26 protein-coding genes and 1 pseudogene are annotated in these 22,530 nt (G+C 65.0%); 4 read left to right on the top strand and 23 right to left on the bottom strand.

The features are described 5' to 3' along the window. Positions 1-40: 40 nt before the first annotated feature. The 12 genes from TEF_11840 to TEF_11785 all read right to left on the bottom strand — a co-directional run bounded on the left by TEF_11840 (position 41) and on the right by TEF_11785 (position 7,799). Entirely contained in the window at positions 41-784 is a 744-nt protein-coding gene (locus TEF_11840; GenBank protein ID ANK81413.1) for a cytochrome C biogenesis protein, read from the bottom strand. After that, positions 781-1,284, bottom strand: coding sequence for a hypothetical protein (locus tag TEF_11835; protein ID ANK81412.1), 504 nt, complete (start codon positions 1,282-1,284; stop codon positions 781-783). The genes TEF_11840 and TEF_11835 overlap by 4 nt, the downstream gene beginning before the upstream one ends. After that, a complete protein-coding gene (locus tag TEF_11830) occupies positions 1,281-1,907 on the bottom strand; it encodes a hypothetical protein (GenBank protein ANK81411.1) in 627 nt (208 codons plus the stop codon). The genes TEF_11835 and TEF_11830 overlap by 4 nt, the downstream gene beginning before the upstream one ends. Then, the gene (locus tag TEF_11825) at positions 1,904-2,353 is read right to left on the bottom strand and encodes a hypothetical protein (protein ANK81410.1); all 450 of its coding nucleotides are present in this window, start codon (positions 2,351-2,353) and stop codon (positions 1,904-1,906) included. Before TEF_11825 ends, TEF_11830 begins: the two co-directional genes overlap by 4 nt. After that, positions 2,350-3,000 carry an electron transporter gene (locus tag TEF_11820; protein ANK81409.1) on the bottom strand — a complete coding sequence of 217 codons (651 nt, stop codon included), beginning with the start codon at positions 2,998-3,000 and terminating at the stop codon, positions 2,350-2,352. Before TEF_11820 ends, TEF_11825 begins: the two co-directional genes overlap by 4 nt. 55 nt (positions 3,001-3,055) lie before the next feature. Then, positions 3,056-3,322: a hypothetical protein gene (locus TEF_11815; GenBank protein ID ANK81408.1), complete on the bottom strand. Its 267-nt coding sequence runs from the start codon at positions 3,320-3,322 to the stop codon at positions 3,056-3,058. Between the two features lie 339 nt (positions 3,323-3,661). After that, on the bottom strand, positions 3,662-4,201 hold the full coding sequence (locus tag TEF_11810) for a thiol:disulfide interchange protein (GenBank protein ANK81407.1): 540 nt from the start codon (positions 4,199-4,201) through the stop codon (positions 3,662-3,664). Further along, positions 4,198-4,776, bottom strand: a complete 579-nt coding sequence (locus tag TEF_11805) for a thiol:disulfide interchange protein (GenBank protein ANK81406.1) — start codon at positions 4,774-4,776, stop codon at positions 4,198-4,200. The genes TEF_11810 and TEF_11805 overlap by 4 nt, the downstream gene beginning before the upstream one ends. Positions 4,777-4,920: 144 nt before the next feature. Continuing rightward, on the bottom strand, positions 4,921-5,388 hold the full coding sequence (locus TEF_11800) for a cytochrome C (protein ANK83440.1): 468 nt from the start codon (positions 5,386-5,388) through the stop codon (positions 4,921-4,923). Between the two features lie 14 nt (positions 5,389-5,402). After that, the gene (locus tag TEF_11795) at positions 5,403-5,843 is read right to left on the bottom strand and encodes a metal-binding protein (GenBank protein ANK81405.1); all 441 of its coding nucleotides are present in this window, start codon (positions 5,841-5,843) and stop codon (positions 5,403-5,405) included. Positions 5,844-5,868: 25 nt separating this feature from the next. Continuing rightward, positions 5,869-7,335 (bottom strand): copper oxidase, encoded by a 1,467-nt coding sequence (locus tag TEF_11790; protein ID ANK81404.1) that lies wholly within the window; start codon positions 7,333-7,335, stop codon positions 5,869-5,871. Between the two features lie 140 nt (positions 7,336-7,475). Further along, a complete protein-coding gene (locus tag TEF_11785) occupies positions 7,476-7,799 on the bottom strand; it encodes a hypothetical protein (GenBank protein ANK81403.1) in 324 nt (107 codons plus the stop codon). Positions 7,800-8,253: 454 nt separating this feature from the next. Between TEF_11785 and TEF_11780 the strand changes: the two are divergent. Further along, positions 8,254-8,975, top strand: a pseudogene (locus tag TEF_11780) (transposase). 205 nt (positions 8,976-9,180) lie between these two features. Here the strand turns inward: TEF_11780 and TEF_11775 are convergent. After that, positions 9,181-9,327, bottom strand: a complete 147-nt coding sequence (locus TEF_11775) for a transposase (protein ANK81402.1) — start codon at positions 9,325-9,327, stop codon at positions 9,181-9,183. Between the two features lie 283 nt (positions 9,328-9,610). Between TEF_11775 and TEF_11770 the strand changes: the two genes are divergently transcribed. Genes TEF_11770 through TEF_11760 form a run of 3 tightly spaced genes read left to right on the top strand, consistent with a single transcriptional unit; the run spans position 9,611 to position 11,935 of the window. Continuing rightward, complete coding sequence (locus TEF_11770; protein ID ANK81401.1) at positions 9,611-10,078, top strand: hypothetical protein; 468 nt, start codon at positions 9,611-9,613, stop codon at positions 10,076-10,078. After that, positions 10,075-11,433, top strand: coding sequence for a C4-dicarboxylate ABC transporter (locus tag TEF_11765; protein ID ANK81400.1), 1,359 nt, complete (start codon positions 10,075-10,077; stop codon positions 11,431-11,433). The genes TEF_11770 and TEF_11765 overlap by 4 nt, the downstream gene beginning before the upstream one ends. Positions 11,434-11,488: 55 nt before the next feature. Further along, a complete protein-coding gene (locus tag TEF_11760) occupies positions 11,489-11,935 on the top strand; it encodes a signal peptidase II (protein ANK83439.1) in 447 nt (148 codons plus the stop codon). A gap of 3 nt (positions 11,936-11,938) precedes the next feature. On the opposite strand, the gene TEF_11755 is transcribed toward TEF_11760, so the two are convergent. The 10 genes from TEF_11755 to TEF_11710 form a co-directional block, all read right to left on the bottom strand. Then, entirely contained in the window at positions 11,939-12,256 is a 318-nt protein-coding gene (locus tag TEF_11755; protein ID ANK81399.1) for a hypothetical protein, read from the bottom strand. 186 nt (positions 12,257-12,442) lie between these two features. Then, the gene (locus TEF_11750; GenBank protein ID ANK81398.1) at positions 12,443-14,218 is read right to left on the bottom strand and encodes a thiamine pyrophosphate-requiring protein; all 1,776 of its coding nucleotides are present in this window, start codon (positions 14,216-14,218) and stop codon (positions 12,443-12,445) included. A 174-nt stretch (positions 14,219-14,392) separates the two neighbouring features. Then, complete coding sequence (locus TEF_11745; GenBank protein ID ANK81397.1) at positions 14,393-15,799, bottom strand: NADH-quinone oxidoreductase subunit L; 1,407 nt, start codon at positions 15,797-15,799, stop codon at positions 14,393-14,395. A 1-nt stretch (position 15,800) separates the two neighbouring features. Further along, positions 15,801-17,291, bottom strand: a complete 1,491-nt coding sequence (locus tag TEF_11740) for an oxidoreductase (GenBank protein ANK81396.1) — start codon at positions 17,289-17,291, stop codon at positions 15,801-15,803. A gap of 1 nt (position 17,292) precedes the next feature. Continuing rightward, positions 17,293-19,185, bottom strand: coding sequence for an NADH dehydrogenase (locus TEF_11735; protein ANK81395.1), 1,893 nt, complete (start codon positions 19,183-19,185; stop codon positions 17,293-17,295). Continuing rightward, on the bottom strand, positions 19,182-19,487 hold the full coding sequence (locus TEF_11730; GenBank protein ID ANK81394.1) for an NADH-quinone oxidoreductase subunit K: 306 nt from the start codon (positions 19,485-19,487) through the stop codon (positions 19,182-19,184). The genes TEF_11735 and TEF_11730 overlap by 4 nt, the downstream gene beginning before the upstream one ends. Then, on the bottom strand, positions 19,484-20,068 hold the full coding sequence (locus TEF_11725) for an NADH dehydrogenase (protein ANK81393.1): 585 nt from the start codon (positions 20,066-20,068) through the stop codon (positions 19,484-19,486). Before TEF_11725 ends, TEF_11730 begins: the two co-directional genes overlap by 4 nt. After that, complete coding sequence (locus tag TEF_11720) at positions 20,065-20,982, bottom strand: NADH:ubiquinone oxidoreductase subunit 1 (chain H) (protein ANK81392.1); 918 nt, start codon at positions 20,980-20,982, stop codon at positions 20,065-20,067. The genes TEF_11725 and TEF_11720 overlap by 4 nt, the downstream gene beginning before the upstream one ends. Continuing rightward, on the bottom strand, positions 20,979-21,920 hold the full coding sequence (locus tag TEF_11715; protein ANK81391.1) for a hypothetical protein: 942 nt from the start codon (positions 21,918-21,920) through the stop codon (positions 20,979-20,981). Before TEF_11715 ends, TEF_11720 begins: the two co-directional genes overlap by 4 nt. Next, entirely contained in the window at positions 21,911-22,255 is a 345-nt protein-coding gene (locus TEF_11710; protein ID ANK81390.1) for an NADH dehydrogenase, read from the bottom strand. The genes TEF_11715 and TEF_11710 overlap by 10 nt, the downstream gene beginning before the upstream one ends. Between the last annotated feature and the right edge of the window lie 275 nt (positions 22,256-22,530).

Here is a 22,530-nt window from a genome sequence, read left to right as displayed (position 1 = left end):
GCAACTGCTTCGAGCACCAGGTATCCCGCACGGGCGTTCGCTATCCGATCTGTCCCAGGATCGGAAAGGTGTCGAGCAGCCAGAATGCGAAGGCAGAGAGATAGTCGGTGATCATCGCAACGCCCATCACGATCAGGATCACCCCGGCGACCTGATGCAGACGGCGGCCCAGGTGGCCGATGGGCCGCAGACGCCGCGCCAGTCGCTCGGTGAACGCCGCAGCCAGGAGGAAGGGCACGCCAAGCCCGGCCGAGTAGACCGCAAGCAGGGTCGTGCCCTCGGAGACCGTCGCGGACGCCGCTGTTGTCGTCAGAATCGCGCCCAGAATCGGCCCGATGCAAGGAGTCCAGCCGAACGCGAATGCGAGACCGAGGACATAGGCAGCGACCGGGCGGCCACCGGGAATCGACAGGTGAAAACGCAGATCCCGCTGCATCAGGCCGAAACGGGCGAAGCCCAGCATGAAAAGCCCGAAAACGATGACCACCGTGCCGCCAACGATGTTCAGCTCGTAGCGATAGCCGAGCATCAGTTGACCCAACGCCGTCGCGCTGGCGCCCAGGATGATGAAGACCGTCGAGAACCCCAGCACGAAGAAGAGGCTGAGCGCCACTGCAGCGAATGGAAAACGCCGAGGGCCCGGCGAGGCGGAGATCCGGGCCGTGCCGCCGGCGATGTAGGAGACGTAGCCGGGCACAAGCGGCAGAACGCAGGGAGAAAGGAACGAAATCGCTCCGGCCAGGAAGGTCACGACCAGGCCGACAAGACTGAGTTCGGCTGTCATGCCTCTGCTTCTCCGCGAGCAGGAACCGTATTGATCCGGAGCGCCCACCAGAAGCCGGCGAGCGGCACCACGATCCATTGCAGGACCGGGCTGAGGCCCGCATCAAGAACGGGGATCACAGGCATCAACTCGCGATAGGCCCAGGCTTCCCGCACCTCGATGTTCAGCCACTCGCTGAACATCGTATAGGCAAGCCCGAAGGCGATAGCGCCCGCTACAACCTGAACCCGTCGTTCGGCGGGCCAACCTGTGTTCCCGAACAGGAACAAGGACAGCATGACGGCGCTGAGCGCGATGAGGATATCGCCGCCGGTGCAATGAACAGCGGCGAAAACGATCTCTGCTGCGGAGCCGGTTTCCCACAGCGTATAGAGCGGCATGTGCGCGAACTCCCAGATCAGGTTCGCGGCCGCCACGAACCCCATGTAACGTCTCAGAGCCGTCAGCCATGTGAGCGCGCTGGCAGGAACGTGCGCGCCCGCTGTCCGGGAACCGTTCATTTGAAGAACCCGATGACCCTGTCCCACCAGCTGTCGGGTTCCGAGGTGTCGGCAACCGGGGGCGCGTTCGTCAGGCCGTTTATGTAGAGGACGAGATTGATCTGCCGGAACGCGGTTCCGTGAAACAGGCCGGCATGCCGGCCTCCCCTGTCGATGACGTGAACCAGCGGGAACGATGGACTCCGATCACTCAGTGCGGTGAAGCGGCGAGCGCTTTCGGCCACCGTTTCGTCCGAGGGCGACGCTGATCGCCAGTTTGCGCGGTCCCATGACGGACCGTTGGCGTCGGGGCGATCAAGGATCGTCAGAAAGGTCACCATCTGCTTCATGGGCGTGACGTTCACCTGCTCCTGCACGGAGGCGAGGATTTCCTGTTGCTCCGCACAGGGAGCGCCGCAATCGCGAGGCGCGAAGCTCAGAACAACGATGCTGTCCCCGAGGTCGCGGAGCGTCAGGCTTTGGCCCTGCTCAACCGTCAGCGCCAGGCCCGGGACCGACCGCTGGTCAGTCGGCTCGAAGGCCGGCTCCTTGGTAGCCATCACTTCGTCCAACCGTTCACCAGGATGATGGGCGAAAGCCGGCATGGCCACGACGAGAAGGCCGAAGATCAGGAGAGCTTTCATTGGATGTCCTCCGCCGGACCCCCGGCCCCGACGCCGAGCACCGGGACAGAGACCGTGATCGCGCCGGCGCGTTCGAATCTCAGGGTGAGGGGAAATCGCGTGCCTTCGGTCAGCCGTTTCTTCAGCCCCGTCAGCATCAGATGCGCGCCGCCCGGAGCGAGGACGACCCGTTCGCCCGCCGGCAAATCCAGCGCGTCGAGGTTCATCATCCGGTTGACATCGTCGCTGTTCTCAATGGCGTGGATCATCACCCTGTCGGCGGCGGGGCTTTCGACCGCCACCAACCGGTCGTCGCGGGCGCTCTCCATGGTCAGATAGGCGACGCCGGGACGGGATGCGAGAATGGTGGCGCGTGCCCACGGGTCAATGATCCGGACCGCATTCTCGGCCATTGCGGCCAGTGGCGACATCGCCAGGATCAAGGCGATCAGCAGGGCGGTTCTCATTCTCCATACCTTTCCATGGCGTCCCGGATCTTCCGGGCCATCTCTTCCGGGAGCTGGTCGCTTTCGCGGAATCCGGTCTCGAACTGTCCGTCGGGGGTCATCAGGTAGATGTAGCCCGAATGCGCCATGACATATCCGTCCGGGGCGCTGTCTTGCTCCATCCGTTCATAGAAGACGCGAAAGGCGTTCGCCGCGGCGGCGATATCGGCCTCGCTGCCCGTCAGGCCGACGAGCCCGGGATGGAACGCCGAGACATATTCGGCCAACGCTTCCGGCGTATCCCGGCCGGGGTCGACCGTAATGAACAGGGCCGCGACCCTTTCCGCGGTGTCGCCGCCGAGCATGTCGAGAACCCTCGCCATATAGGCCAGTGTCGTGGGACACAGATCGGGACAATGGGTGAAACCGAAGAACACCAACTGCCAGCGTCCGAGAAACTCGGCCTCGGTTACGCGCTTGCCGGTGTGGTCAGTCAATGTGAATTCGGAGCGGATGACCGCTTCTCCGGTTCGGGTCGCCTGCCCGCTTTCCTGCGGCGCTGGCGTCCTCGTCATGTACAGGCCGGCAAGAACGAGCGCGGCGACGACCGCGAGACCCCAGAGCGCATACCGAATGCGGGCCAACCTCGAGGATGTGAACGAAGTCATCGGATCACCTCGGAATGCGCCCGCCCGCGCAGAATGCCCGGGCGGGCCATTACAATCAGCCGTCGCGAGAGTCGGGCGCGTGCGGGCCCGATTTCATGTGGTCCGTCATGGCCGCCATCATCTCGCGGCATTCCTCCATCATCGGACCCATCTGCTGCATCATCTGCATCATGCCCATCATGCCGGACATCCCGTTTTCGTCCTGCATCATTCCCGGCATCCGTTCCTTCGGCTGCTGCGGCTGTTGCTCGTCAGCGAAGGCAAGGGATGTCGCGGCGAACAGGCCGCCGACAACGGTCAGGGTCTTGAGTGTATTGCGCATGGTCGGTTTCCTTTCTCGGTTTTGGATCTCAGAGTTCTCCAGAACGCTGAGGGGTAACGTCAGGCACTCCTGGCCTGACTGATGCACTGCCGCGGGTCTTGCACGCGCCCGCACCGCCGCCGCGCATGCAGAAACCGAGCGCGCACATGGCCAGACACGGGACGAAGGCGAGCAGGATCGGCGCGGCCCCGACCGCCGTCAGCCAACTCCAGTTCGAAAACAGGCCGACGCCTGCGGCCGCGGCCGCCGCCAGCAAGAGGGTGCGGCGCTCTGTCAGCCAGGCCGGAAGGGTGCGTCGCGGCGAGGCATGGGCTCCCTTGTCAGGAATATCCTCAGTCGTCATGGCCTTGTCTGCTTTCCTGTATGTTCGGCGATCACGGTCTCCAGGAACGCGACCATCTCCGGAGTGTCCCACTCGGCAGGTCCGACGAGCCGGGCCAGTTCGTTGCCCCGGGGGCCGATCAGCAGGGTCGTCGGCAATCCGAAGGCGCCGAGTTCCCTGACCGACTCGCCCGTTTCATCGATGAAAAGCCGAAGTCGCCGCACTCCCGTCTCCTCGAAGAAGCTCCGAACGACTCCGACGCCAGCCCTGTCGATCGAAAGGGCGATAACTTCGAAGCGTTCGCCGCCGAGCTGATCCTGAAGTCTGTCGAGCGTCGGCATTTCATGGCGGCAGGGCGGACACCACGTGGCCCAGATGTTGAGCAGAACGATCCGGCCGCGCCAGTCATCGAGGTCGTAGTCGCGGCCATCGCCGTCCTTGAACCCGATCGGCGGGATTGGCCGCGGTTCATCATGCAGCGACATAGGCGCTTGTTCGGCGCGCAAGGCTGAAGTGACGAGAACTACCGATATGGCGACGAACGCGAGCAGTCTCATGGCAGGGGTTTCCCTTCTTCGCGGAGCCGGCCGATCAGCGGCAGAATCACGTCCTTCAACGCCTGAGGGGTCACGGGGCCGATATGCTTGTAGGCAATGCGGCCGTCTGCGCCGATGACAAAGGTTTCGGGCACGCCGTAGACACCGAAGTCGATGCCGACCCGGCCATTCAGATCCGCTCCGGTCCGCGAATAGGGATCCCCAAGCTCGTCAAGCCATGCGGCCGCATCGTTCGGTCTGTCCTTGTAGTTGAGACCGTGAATCGGCACCGCTCCCGATCTGGCCAATTGCATGAACAACGGGTGTTCCGCGCGGCAGGCCGTGCACCATGACGCGAAGACATTGAGAAGGCTGACTTCACCCCGGAGGTCCGCATCCGAAAGGCCCTGCGCGCGCCCCTGTACCGGTGGAAGGTCGAATGCGGGAACGGCCTTGCCGATCAACGCGGAGGGTATTTCCTTTGGATTGAGAGACAATCCGGTCCAGAGCGCCGCCGCTATCACGCCAAAGAGCGCGACCGGGAAGGCGAAGCGCCAGTTCCTGACCAGGGTTCCAACACGGGTTCCGGCGCTCATGGCGGGATTCTCAGCCATTGCCGTCGTCCTTTCGCCGCCGGAAAAAGAGAAACTTGACCAGCGCGGCGATGGCCAGGACGAGGAGGATTAGGACCAACAGCCAGATCAGTCCCATGCCCCACATCATTCCGTATGAATCGTGCATCATTGCCTTGGTTCCTTCTCCATCCGCACCGCCGCCGCGCGGCGGCGGGCCCGGATATGCTCGGGCCAGTGCGATTTGATGAACGCCAGCACTGCGCGGATGTCGTTGTCGGAGAGCGCGTCGCCGAAGCCCGGCATGTCGGTCTCGTAGCCGTCCGGGGCATGCGCGGCGAAGCCGTCACGCGTGATGGCGAACAGGATTGCGTCAGGATGGTGCCAGGTGTGTCCGGTCTCGTCGTGAGGCGGTGCGGGCAGCCGGCCATCCGGCTTGCGTCGACGCCAGTCCGGCTGCCCTTCCAGTCGCGCGCCGTGGCAGGCTGCGCAGTGAAGCGCATAGAGTTCACCGCCACGCTTGACCTGCGCCCTTTCGTCAGGATCCGCCTGGGTGGCGGACGCCGGCCAGGCGACCACCGCCGCCGCCGCTACGCCGGCGGCGAACAGGGCACACCGGCCCTGTTCGCGAAACATCGAGGCCGCCGCCCTCATTCGACCGCATAGACCGTGGGCGGAACCGGGCCGATCTCATAGATCGTGAACGGCTGCGTCTTCACGCCGGACATGCCCGGCGAACCCTGCGGCATGCCGGGAAGCGTGATGCCCGCAATCTTCGGCTTCTCGCTCAGCAACCGCTCGACGGTGGCGACCGGCACATGGCCGCTGACGACATAATTGTCGATCATTGACAGGTGGCAGCCTTCGAAGTTCTCCGGAATTCCGGCCAGCCTGCTCATCTGCGGCAGTTCGTGGGTCGGCTTCACGGTAACTTCGAACCCGTTCTGCCGCAGATAGTCGGCATAACCTCCGCAGCAGCCGCATTGGGGCGCCTTGTACAATGTGACGTCACGGGACGGCTGATCGGCGAACGCTGGCGCCGCGACGGCGAGGGCCAGCCCGAAAAGGGCCGCCGAAATGATCTTGCGCATGATTGATTTCCTCCTTGTCGATGGGTCAGGCGACACGAATGACGCCCATCATTCCCGCCGCCTGGTGCTCGAGAATGTGGCAATGGAACATCCAGTCGCCGGGATTGTCGGCGACGAGGGCGATCTCGACCTTCTCCCGCGGCGCCATCAGGACGGTGTCCTGCCATTCGCGGTGGGCCGTTGGCGCGCCGTTGCGTGAGATCACGCGGAACGAATGGCCGTGCAGATGCATCGGATGATGCCAGGCTGTCGCGTTGGTCATCGCGATGACATGGCTCCGGCCGCGTTCGAGCGTCAGCATCGGGTCGAGCACGTGGCCCTCGGCGGCCTTGCCGTTGATGAACCAGACGCCGTTGCCGCGCATCATGCCCATCATTCCGCCGCCCATGCCGCCCGAGCCGCCTTGCCCCATGCTGCCGCCCATCTCGCGCATCACCATCGCGCCCATCATGCCGCCGTTGAATACGACGTCGTGCCGGCGCGCCGGGGCGGGATCGGGCTCCGGCAGCGGGTTGGCCGGCAGGGCGACGGGCCAGTCGGGCGCATCGTCCCGGAGCCGGGACCGGTCATATGCGAAATCGACCAGCCGGTATTCGAGGCCCTCGTAGAAGCGGTCGGCGACGGTCGCCCGGCTGCCCGGCTCACCGGTCATGTCGATGATCAGGTCGACGCGCATGGCCGGTCCGAGGACGACGAGACCGTTCGGCGGCTCGTGCGGGGTGACCGGCTGGCCGTCGAGTGCGATCACCGTGGGGGCCTGATCCCGGAAGTCGAGCCCGAAGATGCGGGCGTTCGCCGCGTTGATCAGCCGCAACCGGACCCGCTCGCCGCTACGCACCGGGAATTCGCCCGGCACGCGGCCGTTGATCGTGACCGTATTGCCGACCCGGCCACCGTGGCTGATATCGTGGCGGTTGCCGAAGTCGTCGCTGATCTCGGCCGATTGCGTCAGCCGCCAGTCGTCGAGGACCCAGGTCAGTTCGCGGTCCACACGGAACGGCTCCGCCTCCTCGATGATCAGGGGACCGTAGAGACCACGCCCGACCTGTTCGAAGCTGCGCTGGTGCGGGTGATACCAGAACGTCCCGGCATCGACCGCGTCGAACTCGTAGATGAAGGTCTCGCCGGCGGCGATCGGGCGTTGGGTCAGGTGCGGGACGCCGTCCATCGCGTTCGGCAGCCGCACCCCGTGCCAGTGGACCGTGGTTTCCTCGGCCAGAGCGTTCTCGACCGTGATGCGAAGTCGCTCGCCCTGGCGAACACGGATCTCAGGACCCGGGACGGCGCCGTTGTAACCCCAGACCGGCGTCTCGCCGTGCAGATCAGGTGCGAGACGTGTCCGACCGGGCGCCGCGCGCAACGTGAATTCCCTGGTCCCGGTGGCGCGAGCGGCATTTGCCACAAGGTTCGGCAAGGTGAGCCCCGCCGCACCGGCAGAAATTGCTGTCAGCAGGCTTCGCCGCGATAGCGGCAGCGTAGGAATTGATGACATTTTGGGTGCTCATCTGATGCTCTGGTTGCACCACGCACAGAGATGTCGGCCTGTGCATGAGGTCAGGGCGATGATCCGGATGTTCATCCGGGTATCGCGCCGGCACGCAGGAATCGGAGCGCACTCCGATTGCCGTCGGATCAGATGAGGAGTCGCGGAGGATAGGGGTCGGGCTGACTGAGTCGTCCTGTCAGATGGTTTGTGTTCGGTGGCGTGCCCAATTCCGCGACGCGCGGGGTGTACGAGTCACCCTGGCCAAGATGTGCCGCAAAGGAGATCGTGCAATCAATGTCGCACGTCAGCATGTTGTCCTCGCCGTCGTCGACAGCACCGCAATCCTGGCAGTCCTTCATGTCGACCGCGCCGATGTCGCCGAGAGCCATCTTCAGCGACATGGAAGCCGTCGCCGCCGAATTCACGACCATGCCCGCCGCGAACAGCGCGAACAGGACAATGGTAAACATGCGGCTTCGACGGATCATCCGATGCTTCTACGTTGCCCGATCCCGGATGTGAAGATGCAAGACGTCACATCTTCGGGAACGGTATTGCCTGGCGCAGGAGCAGGGCGTCGCCGCGTCGCTCCCAAAGCTCTGTCGGGCGAGCACCGACCTTGCCGCGGTGATCGTCCCTGCCCTCGAGCGCCTGTGCCGGGGGTTCGAAGGTGGCCACGCTCGGTTCGTTAACACCCGCCCCCCACATCCAGAAGCGCGCCGGAGACATATGAGGCCGCGTCGGACAGCAGCCAGACCACGGCCGCAGCCACCTCCTCCGGCGTGCCGGCGCGGCCGAGCGGCACGGTCGATCCCACGCGGCTCGCCTGGTCGGGTATGCCGGCGCATTCGTAGATATCGGTGTCGATCAGTCCGGGCCGTACTGCGTTGACACGGATGCCTTCGTCGCGACCTTGATGGCTAGGCCGTCCGTCAGCCGCACATGCAGTTCGTGCCCAAGAAGACGATCGAGCAGCAGGACATCCAGGCCTTGCACCGGGCACGCCAGCGCATGGTCAATCATCGGACTGCCGTCGTCAGCCAGATCCGCGGCCTGCTTCACGATCGCGGCTTCGCCTTCCCCAGGAGCATCACCCGCGCCAGGCGCATGATCCCCGAGATCCTCGGTGACTTGGAGAACGAGCTCACTGGCCTGGCGCGGGAAGCGATTGGCGAACTGCAAGACCTGTTCATGGATCTCGATCGCCGCATCGCATCCTTCGACAAGAAGATCGAGCGGGTGTTCCGCTCCAGTAAAGCGTGCCAGTGGATCGCAAAGATCAAGGGGTCGGTCCGAAGACGGCGACCGCCGTGATCGCTGTCATTGGGGACGGTTCGGAGTTCAAGAACGGTCGTCACCTGTCGGCCTGGATCGGTCTCGTCCCCAGACAGCACTCGAGCGGAGATCGTACTGTCCTGCTGGGCATAACCAAGCGCGGCAGTCAGCACCTGCGGACCCTGCTGGTGCATGGCGCCAGATCGGTCGTTCGGATAGCGGGCAGAAGGACCGATCCCTTCAACACCTGGGTCAACCAGCTTCGGGAGCGACGTGGCTTCAACCGAGCCACGGTTGCCGTCGCCAACAAGAATGCACGGATTATCTGGGCCGTGCTCCGAAGTGGCGACGTCTACCACAACGCTCACTGAAGGCCCCGCCTGCAGGTTGCGAGCTGATCGAGAAATGAGATGCACAGGTCGGACCGGCGCGCCAGGAGCCTGATTTTTATCGAGGCCGGTGAGGCCTACCAGCTGTAGAGGCCGGCGCGAGCGGATTCCCCATTTGGGCACAACAGGCATGGCCTGTCAGATGCCGGATAGATGTCAGCAACTGACCCAGGCACTCGTTCGTAGATCACTTGCAATGGGAGAGCCGTCCATAGAGGTAGAACGTCGCTTCCGACACGCCCATCTTCCGGCAGATCTCGCCAACATTCGTGCCAGCCTCCGCCTGCCTGAGCGCGAACGCAATCTGCTCATCGGTGAATCGCTTCTTCGGCATCTGGGCACTCCTCTCGCTTCCGAAGTGTGCCCGAAAATTCGCATCCCGATCGGACCAGTTTGAAGGGTCAAGACCAACCAACTGCCCAATCCATCCCGAAAACCCTCAACTGAAATGGCGATGAGCTGAGTAGACGAACTGATTTTCCGCTTGAACCTCTAGTTACTCGAACTTGCATAGTTAGGCCTCTGATCATGCCGACCCGATTCGGGTAACGGCATGTTGGGGGACGTGGAGACGCAGCATGTCAGGATCAGGGGGCTTGGCGCACCGCTTTGTAACGTTGGCGGGGAATATTGCAGCATTCGTCTTTCTTCCCGGGCTGGCGCTCACCTCAATATTCGATATTGCGACACGACGGTTCCTTCAGCTCGGCTCGACACCCTTACAGGAACTGACCTGGCATTTCTTCTTTGCCTGCGTGATGTTCGGGATAGGATTCACCTATTTGATCGACAAGCATGTACGCGTCGATGTCATTCGGCAACGTCTTACGCCAATCTGGCGCGAGAGGACCGAACGCACCCTGCTTATCATCCTCCTGATTCCACTCGCACTCATCATCCTTTGGTTCGGCACGCGCATGGCGTGGATTTCATTCGTGCAGGATGAAGGCTCTCGGGCCGCTTTGGGCTTGTCCTCCCGTTGGATCATCAAGGCGGCACTGCCGGCCGGGGCGCTGTTTCTCTTTCTTGCCGCTTGCATTCGTCTTGCCGCATCTGGCAGGCGAAAAAGGGGCGACCGGAAATGATACTGGTCGATTATCTTCCCATTCTGATGCTGGTCACGCTTGCGTTGCTGTTGTTCAGCGGCTTTCCGGTAGGCGCCGTTCTGGCTGGGGTTGGAGCTGGCTTCGCAGTCCTCGGATTGGTAATCGACGAATTTCCGATCCAATCGTTCTTCCTGATCCCGTATCGCATCTACAGCGCGATTGGAGAGAACCTTGTTTACCCAGCAGTGCCGCTCCTTTTGTTCATGGGGGTCGCGCTGGAGATGAGCGGCGCGGCGCGCGAGCTCCTGCTTTGTCTGCAAAAGCTGATCTCCAAAATTCCCGGCAACATGTGCGTTTCGGTCATCATCATCGGCCTTCTGCTGGCGCCGATGGCTGGTGTTGTCGGAGCATCGGTGGCGACGATAACGTTTGCTGCACTGCCGACGATGCTGGAGCAGCGTTACCGGCCCGAGATTGCGACAGGAGCGATTGCGGCAGCTGGGACGCTCGGCGTGATCGCGCCCCCGGCCATCATGCTATTTTTCCTTTCTGACGCGCTCGAAGCAACAATCGCATCAGTGTTCCTCGCGCCGATTGTGCCAGTGCTCATCCTCGCTCTGGCATTTGCGACTTACTTTGTCGTCATGGACATTCTGAGGCCGCGAGCGGCCTCGATGGCCGGTGACGAAAAGCCCGATATCTCCATCGTCAAATACGTATTGCGCAGCTTCGTGTTACCGGTAGGTTTGATCCTGCTGGTTCTTGCCGCGATCATTTCCGGCATCGTTGCGCCCTCTGAAGCAGCGGCGGTTGGCGCCATTGGCGCCGCCGGACTGATTTTTGTTTATCGCGGCCAGGATTTTTCACTTTTGAAGCAGGCGCTTCATCGCACAATGATCCTGACGGCAATGGTGTTTTTTGTCGTGCTGGGCGCCAGTATCTTCTCCTTGGTGTTTCGCTTCTACGGCGGCGACGATGTTGCCGAGGGGTTGTTTGACGGGCTTGCCATCTCGGACTTTCAGGTCCTGCTGATCATCCTGTTGATCCTGTTCATTCTCGGGTTCTTCATCGATTGGATTGAGATCATTCTGGTGTCTCTGCCAATATTGTACCCGGTTATCAGGGACCTGGATTTCGCCGCCTACGTGGGATCTGAACCATTGGCGAAAGTCTGGATTGCAGCGCTGATCGCGCTTGTGCTGCAGACCTCATTCCTGACACCGCCGTTCGGGTTTTCGCTGTTTTTCCTGAAAGGTGCAGCGCCGCCCGAAATCAATATCATGCAGATATATAGGGGTGTTGTGCCCTTGGTGGCCATGCAGCTAATGGTCATCGGGCTTGTATTATTCATACCCCAGATCGTGATCTGGTTGCCCACGGCCTTGCTCAATTAGAGATCGGGATATGATGGTTGAAACGACTCGAAAGTCGAGAATTGCAGTCATCGTCATGATGATCGTGTCGGTCATCGTCGTTGATCAAGCTTCGAAGTACGCGGCTATTGTCCTTATCGCCAGCCGCGCTGTGGAAATTCAGGTCACCTCGTTCTTCTCGTTCGTCTTGAGCTTCAACACCGGCGTCAGCTTTGGTCTTTTGACAGACGTGTTGGGCAATCAGCAGATCGTCCTCGCATCAGTATTGCTCGCAGTAACGCTGGGGATTGGGGTGTTTGCATTCCGGCGAAACTCATTCTTCCCCTTTCAGGGAGCCGCGCTCATTGTCGGCGGATCTTTGGGCAACATCATCGACCGGTTTCGCCAGGGCGCGGTTACAGACTTCATCCTTCTCTACTATGAAAGCTGGGCTTGGCCCGTGTTCAATCTGGCGGACAGCGCAATTTTTTTTGGGTGCGTTCTGATCATTTTTCACAGATCAGATAAAGTGAAAGCTGATTAGCGGCTAGTGGATGGATCCCAACGCTTGGAGCCCTCGATTTCGATCGGCAATGATGTCGTGGGGACTGGCTTTCCAGACTAACAGTCGGAGGTTCTGGGCATTGTATTCACGGACGAAGAAGTTGATGGCGGCCTGAAGGTCGGCGACGGAATGGGTGACACCATGTTTGAGCCTGCGCCGCGTGAGCTTCGCGAAAAAGCCCTCGGCGGCATTGAGCCCGGAGCATGAGGTCGGCGTGAAGTCGAAGGTCCAGCCCGAATGACGGGCGAGCCAGTCGCGGACCTTGTCCTTCTTATGCGCGGCGTAGTTGTCGAGGATCACGCGGATGGGTTTGTCGGAGGCTCTGAACCTTGAGAAGGTGGAGCTATGACGACACGCTATTCCCCGGAAGTTCAGGCGCGGGCTGGCCCTACGACGGATTAGCTTGCGCGGCTGAACGCATTGGAGTGGGAGGACCGAGAACTTCACCAAGCCAATGCGACCAGAAGCACCGGCTGCCCGCCGCGACTAACGTGTCAGCCCGCGCTCCAGGCTGTGCCAGATGATGGCGCGGGCTTCCGGGTCGCCTTTCATCAGCGCCTTGACGTAGCTCTTCGCCTGGCTCCGGGTGATGTGGGACGGCAGGGTGGGCACCGTTGGATCGACCAGGGCATCGATCACCACCGGCCGGTCGGCGGCCAGCGCCGAATCCCACGCCGGCGCAATGTCCTCCGGCTTCTCGATCCGGATGCCCTTCAGTCCAAGCGTCCCGGCATAGTGAGCGTAGTCGAAGGCGGGAACGTCCTGCGTATCCTCGACCTTCGGCGTCTTCGCCTGTGCGCGCAGTTCCCAGGTGACCTGATTGAGGTCGCCATTGTTGAGCACGCAGATGATGGCGCGCGGGTCGTCCCATTGCCGCCAGTACCGGGCGATGGTTATCAACGCGTTGAGACCCAGCATCTGCATCGCCCCGTCGCCGATGAAACCGATCGCCGGCCGGTCCGGATAGCAGAACTTCGCCGCCGTCGTGTAAGGGACAGCCGGACACATGGTGGCCAGCGTGCCCGACAGCGATGCCTTCATGCCGCGCCGCACCTTCAGCGCGCGCGCGAACCAGTTGGTCGAGGTGCCTGAATCGGCCGACAGGATGACGTCGTCCGGCAATCTGGGCGACAGCTCCCAGAACAGCAATTGGGGGTTCACCGGGTCGGCCTTCTGGTGCGCCCGCTTCTCCGCGGCCTTCCACCAGTCGTCGATATTGTCCTCGACCTTCCTGCGCCATTTGCGGTCGGTCTTGCGTTTGAGCAGCGGCTTCAGCGCCCGAAGCGTCACCCCCGCATCGCCCTGAAGGTTGACCTCCATCGGGTAGCGCAGGGACAGCATCCCCGGGTCGATATCGATCTGCACCCCGCGCGCGTCGCCTTCCTTCGGCAGGAACTGGGCATAGGGAAAGCCGGAGCCGATCATGAAGAAGGTGTCGCAGTCACGGACCAGTTCCCAGGAAGGCCTGGTTCCGAGCAGCCCCGACTGGCCGGTCACGCCCGGCTCGTCGTCGCCGACGGCGGCGCGGCCGAGCAGCGCCTTGGCGACGCCGGCGCCCAGGATGTCCGCAATCTCCATGACTTCGTCGCCCGCGCCAAGCGCGCCCGCGCCGACGAACATCGCCACCTTCTCGCCCTCGTTGAGAACCGCCGCGGCGCGTTCCAGCTGCGCCTGGTCCGGCGTCACCACTCCGGGCGTGCAGCCGACCCCGCTGTGCATCGTGCCGTGGCCATGCGGCGGCTCCTCCACCGCGTCCGCTTCCTGCACGTCGGCGGGCACGATCAGCGCGGTGACCGTCCGATAGCCCTTCGCGATCCGGAATGCACGATCCAGCAGATGGCGCATCTGCTCGGGCGATGCGCACATGTGGACGTATTCGTGGGCCACGTCCTTGAACAGCGCCGGCAGGTCCACCTCCTGCAGGAAGTCGCCGCCCAGGGCGGGCCGCGGCTGCTGTCCGACGATGGCGACGACCGGTTGATGGTCCAGCTTCGCATCGTAGAGGCCGTTCAGCAGATGGATGGCGCCCGGTCCGCTGGTCGACATGCAGACGCCCACCTCGCCCGTGTACTTGGCGTGGGCACAGGCCATGAAGGCGGCTTCCTCCTCATGCCGGGGCTGGATGAAGTCCAGACCGTCGCCATCGGTGCGTTCGACCGCGCTGAGAATACCGCCGATGCCTTCGCCACTGTAGCCATAGACCCGTTCCACGCCCCAGTCGCGCAGACGCTCCAGCATGAAATCCGCGACGGTCTTCGCCATCTTCCCGATCCTTCATCTTTCGGCCGCGAGGGGCGTGGAGAAGCCCGGTGCATCGAGGAAATGGGGAAAACGGTTCGGATATGAACCGCGGCATTCCGTCGACGCTCGTCCCATCGACGGGGCTCGCAGGCAAGCCGGACGGCCGTGGCCGCCGCTCCAAGGACACGGAACAGATCAGGGAAGGATGGCGGCTTTTCCGGCCATGACCAGCAGGCGACCGGCTCCGATCCCTCCAAGAGCGACCAGTACGCTTGCGACGCTCGCCGCCACCAGGGTCTGGCGTCCGAGAACATGAACCTGTCCACCGGGCCGAGCGAAGTACATCGGCCCCATGACCCGGGCGTAGTAGAACAGCGAGGCCACCGTATTGACCAGGGCGGCCACCGCCAGCCAGGAAAGACCGCCCTGGATCGCCGCCACGAACAGTTCCAGCTTGCCGACGAAGCCCGCCAGCGGCGGGATACCGACTAGCGAGAGCATGGCCATAATGAGGATTGCGGCGGTGACCGGCCTCGCGCGGCCGAGACCGGCGAAATCGCCGAGCGCCGTCCGCCCCCGCAGGTGGGCGATGGCCGCAAAGGCGGCGATGTTGGCCACGCCATAAGCCGCCAGGAACGCGATCAACGCCGGCAGCGCCCTGTCGGTCAGGCCAGTCACCGCCACGGCCATCAGGGCATAGCCGGACTGCGAGACCGAGGACCAGCCGAGCAGACGCCGGACATCCTGCTGCCAGAACGCGGCAAGATTGCCCAGGGTCATGGTGGCGACGGCCAGTGCCGCAACCAGCAAGCGGACCCCGGCCTCCGCTTCAGGGAACAGCGCGACGAGACGGGCCATGGCGATCGCCGCGCCGATCTTCGGAACCACCGTCAGAAAGGCGGCGGCCGGCACGGGCGCCCCCTCGGCCACGTCCGGCATCCATGCATGAGCCGGCGCGGCCCCCATCTTGAAGGCGAGACCGAGGAGGGTCAGCGCAAGACCCAGCACCGTGAGCGGCGCCTGCTGCGGCGCGGCCAGCCGCGAAGCGAGGTCCGCGTAGCCGCTGCTTCCCAACATGCCGAGCAACAGCACGACGCCGATCGCCATCATCGCATTGGCCAGCGCGCCCACCAGGAAGTACTTCATGCCGGCCTCGACGGAGAGGGCCCAGTCCCGGTGCCAGGCGGCAATGGCGTAGCCGGTCACCGAGGAGAGAAGCACGGCCATGAGCAACTGGAGCAGATCCGCCGCGCCGGCCATGGCGACGGCCCCCAGCGCCGAGAACAGCAGCATGGTGTAGAACTCACCGTGGCGCCGGTCGGTGGCGAACCAGCGCGGACAAAGCGGCAGACACAAGGCCGTTGCGGCCAGGATCAGCAGCCGCGCCCAGCCGGTAGCGCCGTCCAGCGCCCAGACGCCCTGGAAACTCAGCTTCGCCGCCTCCATCTGCGACCAGGCGAATCCCGCCGCGAGAGCCAGCGCCAGCGCCGCGACGACACTGCAGAGCCACTGCGCCCGCTGCGGCGCGAACAGGGCGAGCACAAGAGCAGCGCAACCGCCCAGCAGCAGCGCGATCTCGGGCGCCACGTCCCCGATCGGCATGTCAGGGCGCCCCGGTGGCGAACGCCGCGCCGGTCCTGATGGTCTCCAGAAGCCACCACGGCCAGACGCCAATCAAGACCACCAGCGCCAGCAGAATGCCCAGCGCCGCCGCTTCGGCGCGGCTCAGATCAGGGAAGTCCGCGCGGCTTTTCGGCAGTTCGCCGAAGAACAGGGACTGCAGCATGCGCAGGAAGAGCGCCGCCGAGACGATGATGCCGAGCAGCCCGATCGCGGCGAGCCAGGGCCAGATGGCGAAGGCGCCGAGGAATATCTGAACTTCGCCGACGAAGCCGGCGAGGCCCGGCAGACCCAGACTGGCGAAGGCGGCAAGCACCGTGAGCGCGGTCAGCCGCGGCGCGCGGGCGGCCAGTCCGCCGAAATGGGCGAGGTCGTAGTCCTCCGCCCGTTGCCAGACGGCGCCCGCGATCAGAAAAAGGGCGCCGGTGATCAGACCGTGCGCGACCATCTCGACCACTGCACCGGTCAGCGCCAGCTCCCGGGCCGCTTCCTCCCCGTTGAGCAGCGCGCCGGCGGCGGCGATGCCCAACACGGCGTAGCCCATGTGGTTGACGGAAGTGTAGGCGATACGGCGTTTCAGGTTCTGCTGGGCGAACGCCACCAGCGCACCCCAGAGGATCGAGATCAGGGCCATGGTGGCGATGGGCAGGGCATATTCGGCGAAGGTCTCCTGCATCATCTGGAACGGTATCCGGAGCAGGCCGTAGGTCCCCATTTTCAGCATCACGCCAGCAAGAATCGCCGAGGCTGGCCCCGGCGCATCGACATGAGCCGGCGGCAGCCAGGTGTGGAAGGGAAAGAGGGGCGTCTTCACGGCAAATCCGAAGACGAAGGCCAGCAGGACCAATGCGGCGCGCGGATCCTGCCCGGCGAGCGGCTGAGCCTCGATCATGGCGCGCATGTCGAAGCTCATCGGCGTCATGGCCAGCGCCAGAAGGATGATCCCCAGCAGGACCGCGAGCGAGCCGGCCAGGGTGTAGATGAAGAACTTGAGCGCGGCGTGCTGGGCGTCGCCATGGCCCCAGCGTCCTATCAGGAAGAACATGCCCACGAGGCTGAGGTCGAAGAAGACGTAGAAGACCAGCAGGTCGAGGGCGAGGAATAGCCCGAGCGAGGCGAACTCCAGAAACAGGAACCAGGCGTAGTAGTGCCGCGGCCGCGCCAGGTCCTTCATCGGCCAGAAGATGGAAACCGTGAAGAGCAGCGCCGTCATCAGGGCGAGCGCCAGGGAAACGCCGTCGACGCCCACGCGCCAGGCGACGCCGAGCGATGGCAGCCATGTCCGCGCCTCCACGGCCTGGAAGGCAGCAGCCCCCGGGCCGGGGTCGAAGCCGGCCCATACTGCGAGCAGCAGCGCGAGCGGAAGCGCGGAGACGAAGACGGCCAGCCATCGCGCCGACCGTTCGCCGATCGCCGGCACGAAGGCGAGCACGCAGGCGCCCAGAAGCGGCATCAGAATGGCGAGCGTCAGCATCTCATCCTCCCATGGTCAGCAGCGCGACCATTGCCGCGAGCCCGGCCGCCATCAGCGCGTAGTAGTGATGGGAAAGCCCGGTCTGGAGACGCCGCGCATCGGCCCCCGCAATCCCCGCCAACCGCCCCGCGCCCTCCGGCAGACCGTCCGTGACGGCTTCGCCGATGCGGTCGGCGGTCCGTGCGACCCATTCGGTCAGGCGGCGAACGGCGCGGACGCCACCATCGACCGCGCTGCGGTCGAGCCCGGCCAGACTGTCGGCGAGACCGAAGACTCCGCGTACGGCGCCGCGCGGCAGGCCGTCCAGCCACCTGTCGTCGAAGCGGCCCGCGGCGTCGGCGCTGCCCTTGAAGGGGCGCACCACCGCCCGGTCAATCAGGACCGGCAGACCAAGCCATACCGCCCCGGGTTCCCAACGGTATTTCAGCGGCAAGCGCGCCATCTCCCGCCCGGCCAGCAGTCCGAGCGCCACGACGATCAGAGAGACGACAATTTCCCAGGCTTTTCCGGCAGGTAGCGTGGCGTCGAGAGATTCTTCCAGTGGCCCGTGAATGCCGGGCTGCCAGAGCACCCCGAGCGCCACGGTCAAGAGCGCGAGACCCGCGATCGGCCAGAGCTCCCCTGGGCGCATCCGGCCCCTCTCGCCCTCCCCGTCCCGGCCGAAGGCGAGAAGCTGGAAACGCGCGGCATAGTTGGCGCTGAGCCCCCCGGCGACGATCGCGAGCAGGGCCAGCCAGGGCGCAGCGTGGCCGGCTGCCTTGAGAACTTCCTCCTTGGTCCAGGCCGCGCCAAACGGTGGTACGCCCGCCAGAGCGGCTGAGGCGGCGCCCGCGGCCAGCGCCAGCGCCGGCAGCGCCCGACCAAGGCGCATGCGATGCATCTCGTAGCTTCCCGCCTTTTCTCCGGCGACGCCCGCCGCAAGGAAAAGCGGCGCCTTGAACGCCGCATGTGCGATCAGGTGCAGCATGGCGACACCCGGATAGCCCGCACCGACGGCGAGAAACATCAGTCCCAGATGGGCCGACGTCGAGGCGGCCAGCAGCTTCTTGGCATGGCCCTGCAGGACGGCGACCAGTCCCCCTGCGAGAGCGGTCGCGATGCCTATGGTCATGGCGCCTTCGGCGAAGCCGGGGGCGTGGCCGATTTGGGGGTGCAGCCGCGCCAGCAGGTAGGCGCCGGCGGCGACCATCGCGGCGGCGTGCAGCAATGCCGAAACGGAACTGGGGCCGGCCATGGCCCGGAACAGCCAGGGGGCGAAAGGTATCTGTCCGGCCTTGGCCGCCGCGGCGATCAGCACGCCCCAGGCCACAAGCGCCAGATGGAAACCGTCCAGGCGTTCCAGCGCGGCGTAGTCGAGCGAGCCCGCGCCGTTCCACGCCGCCAGCAGCGCCGCGAAAAGCCCCAGATCGCCGATACGGGTGGTGACGAAGGCGTAGGTCGCACTCCGTGGATTGGCCGGGTCGCGCCAGTGATGGCCGATCAGCGCCCAAGAGCAGGCGCCGACCAGTTCCCAGCCGATCAGCAGGGTCATCAGGTCGTCTGCGGTCACCAGAAGCTGCATCCCGCCGGTGAAGACCAGCAGGAGGCCGACCAGCCGGCCGAGGCCTCGGCCCGCCTCATGGGCGGCGGCAAAGACCAGAACCGGCAGGGCGATCAGCGGAACGAGCACGAGAACGGCGCCCGAAAGCGGCGTGAGCCCGGCCCGCAGCGCGATCCCCGGCGCCCAGGCGTACTCGCCGCTCCAGTTCGAAAGCGCCGCCACGACAGACAGCGCCAGCGTGCCGGCCAGTACCGCCGCGGCGGCCGAGCCGAGGACGGCGCGCGAACGATCGCCGGCAAGGACGACAACGGCCCCGGCGGCAATCGGCAGGAGTGGCACGAGGAACAGGTTCATTGCTTCAGCGTCTCCAGCCCCTCGGTCATGTCGGTCTGGCGCTTGCGGTAGACGGCGACGACGAGCGCGAAGCCCACAGCCATCTCCACGGCCATGACCGCCATGACGATGATGGCGAGCAATTGCCCTTCCGGCATACCGCCGAGGGCGAACGACCAGAAGCCCATCGCCGCCAGGATCGCGCCGTTCAGCATCAGCTCGAGCCCCATCATCAGCATGACGAAGCTCTGCTGGGAGAGTGCGCCGTAGAGACCGATGCCGATCAGCGCGGCCGCGACGACAAGGACCGAAAGCAGCGTCATTCGCCGTCCTCCCCCCGCCGCCCGGCCGGGTCGCCGCCCGGTTCCAGGCCGGGCGGGACGGATCCGGCATCCGAAGGACCGGCCCGGCCGGATCGGGCGGACAGCGCCACGGCGGCGACCATCGCCGCCAGCAGTGTCACGCCTGCAGTCTCGAAGATCAGCATGGAGCCGCCGAGCAGTTCGCCGCCCAGGTCGCGAACCACTTCACGGTCGGCCGGCACCTTGTCGCTGGGCAGTTCAGTCAGGACGGCCGCGCCCGCCAGACCCAGAAAAGCCACGATTCCCGCCACGATGGAAAACCTGTGCTGATGGACCATGACCATCGGATTGAGGCCGGCGGGGTTCATCATGAACATGACCATGAACAGCGCCATGACCATCATCTCGACCGCCATCATGAAAACCGTGGCGATGCCGATATAGGGGGCCGCCAGCAGCACACCGATCAGCCCCACGGCAATGAAGGAGGTCATCAGCTGGAACGAGGCCCGGACCATGGAGTCGACGCGAAAGACGCGCCAGCCGCTCCAGACCGCCAGTGCCGCGAGCGCCCAGAAGGCGATGTCGGCGAACAGACTCATGCCAGCGACTCCAGACCGACGAGCAAAAGGTCGGCGAAGCTGAGCGGCAGCGCCATCAGCCAGAGCGCCGCCAGCATCCGCGGCGCCGGCATACGCGGCAGCAGGTGCCCCACGGCCTGGGTCGCGACCATCACCGCCAGCGCCTTCAGCGCCAGCCACACGGGACCGGGCAACCACGGGCCGAGAAAGCCGCCGAGAAAGACCGTGGCGGCCATGGCCGAAAATGAAACCAGCATGGCCAGCCGCGCCAGCCGCCAAAGCGCCAGCGCCGGGCCGGATTCCTCGGCAGAGGTGCCGCCGGCGAGATCTTCCGGATCGGCATAGTCGAAGGGACCGCGCAAGGTGATCGTCAGCCCGATGGCCAGAAACAGGACCATACCGAGCGGTTGCCGCACCACGTTCCACAGTTCCCGCTGGCTCTCCACCACCGTCGGCAGTGCCAGCGATTCCGCCGGCAGGGCGGCGGCGATGAGCACGAACATGGAAGGCAGCATGGCCGGCAGGCCGATGACGACGTAGCGATAGGCGCCGATGAGCGGGAACGGCGAGTTCGGCGCCCAGCCGTGGATGAAGACCACCACGATCACCAGCGCCTCGCAGGCGCCCCAGAGCACCAGCCCGGTGCTCGGCGCGGTTGCCACGATGCCGGGCGCGAACGGCACGACGCTGAAACTCACCGCCGCCAGCGCCAGGTACCAGCCGGGGGCCAGCAGGCGGAACAGCGCGTCGGGGGCCTCGGTCTCGGCGCGCGGCCGGGCCAGCATCGCCGCGGCTTCCCTGAACGGTCCCATGAAGAGACCATCCGGACGGGTCCCGGCGCGCCAGGCGCCGAGCGCCCTGTCAACGACCGCCGCGAGCCAGACGCCCGCGCTGATGAAAAGCGCAATGAGAAGCAGCGACAGGAGGACGTTCATGCCGCCTCCCCGGGCGCGTCTACGGAGAGAACGGCAAGCCGCAACGCGTCCAGTTCGTGGCTCGCCAGCACCAGCATGGCTTCCTGCCATTCCAGGCCGGGCAGCATTTCGCCCAGTGGCGGCGCGCCGGGCGCATTCGCTTCCCCCGACAGCCAGCGACGGAGCCGCGCGCGGACGTCGTCGCCATGGCCGTCCACCCCCAGCCCCGGCGGGATGGCGCGGAAGACGCCGCGCCAGCGCGCGCCGCGGATGGAAAGCGGCGGCAGGCCGAGCAGGCGGAGCAGTCTCGCGGCATGCGCTGAAGGGGTCAGTGCCGCCGGCTCCTGGCCGAACGGCGGATGCAGCGCCCGCGCCTCCACGATCATGTCGCCCTGGGTCGTGATCTCCATCTGAAGGCCGGGCGGCAGCATGGGGAGGAAGGGGCCGTAGCGGGCGGTGTACGGATCGAGCGCGAGGCCGTCGCGGGGATCCTCGGCGGTCATCGCCATGGGCCGGCCATAGGGTGTGCCGCCCATCATCCCCTCGCCGCCATGTCCCCGGTCGCCCAGTCCGCGCCAGGGGTTGGGCGGCTCGTCCGGCAGCAGCGCTGCTTCGCCGCGCCGTGCGCCGTCCAGCAGTTCGAGCCATAAGGCCCTGAGCGTCGGAAGCGGATCCGTATCGGAGGTAATCGCCTCCCCCTCGAACATTGGCCGGGCGCCCCACCACAAGGTCGTGCGCGGCGGCGGGAGCTGATCATGGATCCGCTGGAGCGCCTCTTCGACGGCCCGGCCTGGCTCGCCGGCCACCAGCAGGATCGCCGCCTGCCGGGGGCTCTGAACCAGACGCAGGCCGGGACGGCGGGCCAGCGCCTCGACGGAGGCCAGTCCGTTCTCGCCGACCGCGGCGAAGACCGGCGCCGCAGCGCCGCCGGCCAGGAACCTGTGCCGGGCTACTGCCACCGGAAGACCCCCTCGCGCCAGCCATAGAGAATGCCGAGCGAAAGAATCGCCAGGAACATGCCCATCTCGGCCAGCGCCTTCACGCCTTCCTCGACGTAGACCACGGCCCAAGGGTACATGAACATCATCTCCATCTCGAAGGCGATGAAGAGCAGCGTCATGGGGTAGTAGCGGACATGGAAGCGCTGCCAGGCATGCGTCTCGGGCGTGCCGCCCCCAAGCCACGGCACGCAACCGGGGTCGGTCAGCCCCGCTCGGCCTCCGACCTTCTGCAGCACCATCGCCAGACCCACCGCCACGGCGACCAGCACGGCAGGCCCAAGGAGGGTTTCCATCGGCTTCCCTCGTTATTGGTTGTTGCAGTTACAGCTAGGCGGCGCCCTGCCAAATGCCAACGCCGTCCGGACGAAACGTCGCGAGAACAGCGGGAACGTCTAACAATGACCTTGACCTTCCATCAGGAGGAAGGTGTGAATTCCGTTTATGTCGGTAGTGTTTTACAGTGTGCCAACGGGATGGATTAGCCGTGCGGTATCGTTCACATCCGTTTGACTTGATTGCCCGAGCCGTGCGGGGTTCGCTTCCCCGATGATGCGCTGGTGGCGAAATA

The sequence above is a fragment of the Rhizobiales bacterium NRL2 genome (assembly GCA_001664005.1).
Taxonomy (GTDB): domain Bacteria; phylum Pseudomonadota; class Alphaproteobacteria; order Minwuiales; family Minwuiaceae; genus Minwuia.
Note: the sequence above shows the minus strand (reverse complement) of the source record. Positions and strands in the feature narration are given on the sequence as shown.

Excerpts from the sequence above, each read along its gene's own strand:
- TEF_11840 (ANK81413.1), bottom strand. The coding sequence starts at position 784 with ATGACAGCCGAACTCAGTCTTGTCGGCCTGGTCGTGACCTTCCTGGCC.
- TEF_11835 (ANK81412.1), bottom strand. The coding sequence starts at position 1,284 with ATGAACGGTTCCCGGACAGCGGGCGCGCACGTTCCTGCCAGCGCGCTC.
- TEF_11830 (ANK81411.1), bottom strand. The coding sequence starts at position 1,907 with ATGAAAGCTCTCCTGATCTTCGGCCTTCTCGTCGTGGCCATGCCGGCT.
- TEF_11825 (ANK81410.1), bottom strand. The coding sequence starts at position 2,353 with ATGAGAACCGCCCTGCTGATCGCCTTGATCCTGGCGATGTCGCCACTG.
- TEF_11820 (ANK81409.1), bottom strand. The coding sequence starts at position 3,000 with ATGACTTCGTTCACATCCTCGAGGTTGGCCCGCATTCGGTATGCGCTC.
- TEF_11815 (ANK81408.1), bottom strand. The coding sequence starts at position 3,322 with ATGCGCAATACACTCAAGACCCTGACCGTTGTCGGCGGCCTGTTCGCC.
- TEF_11810 (ANK81407.1), bottom strand. The coding sequence starts at position 4,201 with ATGAGACTGCTCGCGTTCGTCGCCATATCGGTAGTTCTCGTCACTTCA.
- TEF_11805 (ANK81406.1), bottom strand. The coding sequence starts at position 4,776 with ATGAGCGCCGGAACCCGTGTTGGAACCCTGGTCAGGAACTGGCGCTTC.
- TEF_11800 (ANK83440.1), bottom strand. The coding sequence starts at position 5,388 with ATGTTTCGCGAACAGGGCCGGTGTGCCCTGTTCGCCGCCGGCGTAGCG.
- TEF_11795 (ANK81405.1), bottom strand. The coding sequence starts at position 5,843 with ATGCGCAAGATCATTTCGGCGGCCCTTTTCGGGCTGGCCCTCGCCGTC.
- TEF_11790 (ANK81404.1), bottom strand. The coding sequence starts at position 7,335 with ATGTCATCAATTCCTACGCTGCCGCTATCGCGGCGAAGCCTGCTGACA.
- TEF_11785 (ANK81403.1), bottom strand. The coding sequence starts at position 7,799 with ATGTTTACCATTGTCCTGTTCGCGCTGTTCGCGGCGGGCATGGTCGTG.
- TEF_11775 (ANK81402.1), bottom strand. The coding sequence starts at position 9,327 with ATGCCGAAGAAGCGATTCACCGATGAGCAGATTGCGTTCGCGCTCAGG.
- TEF_11765 (ANK81400.1), top strand. The coding sequence starts at position 10,075 with ATGATACTGGTCGATTATCTTCCCATTCTGATGCTGGTCACGCTTGCG.
- TEF_11760 (ANK83439.1), top strand. The coding sequence starts at position 11,489 with ATGATGATCGTGTCGGTCATCGTCGTTGATCAAGCTTCGAAGTACGCG.
- TEF_11750 (ANK81398.1), bottom strand. The coding sequence starts at position 14,218 with ATGGCGAAGACCGTCGCGGATTTCATGCTGGAGCGTCTGCGCGACTGG.
- TEF_11745 (ANK81397.1), bottom strand. The coding sequence starts at position 15,799 with ATGCCGATCGGGGACGTGGCGCCCGAGATCGCGCTGCTGCTGGGCGGT.
- TEF_11740 (ANK81396.1), bottom strand. The coding sequence starts at position 17,291 with ATGCTGACGCTCGCCATTCTGATGCCGCTTCTGGGCGCCTGCGTGCTC.
- TEF_11735 (ANK81395.1), bottom strand. The coding sequence starts at position 19,185 with ATGAACCTGTTCCTCGTGCCACTCCTGCCGATTGCCGCCGGGGCCGTT.
- TEF_11730 (ANK81394.1), bottom strand. The coding sequence starts at position 19,487 with ATGACGCTGCTTTCGGTCCTTGTCGTCGCGGCCGCGCTGATCGGCATC.
- TEF_11725 (ANK81393.1), bottom strand. The coding sequence starts at position 20,068 with ATGAGTCTGTTCGCCGACATCGCCTTCTGGGCGCTCGCGGCACTGGCG.
- TEF_11720 (ANK81392.1), bottom strand. The coding sequence starts at position 20,982 with ATGAACGTCCTCCTGTCGCTGCTTCTCATTGCGCTTTTCATCAGCGCG.
- TEF_11710 (ANK81390.1), bottom strand. The coding sequence starts at position 22,255 with ATGGAAACCCTCCTTGGGCCTGCCGTGCTGGTCGCCGTGGCGGTGGGT.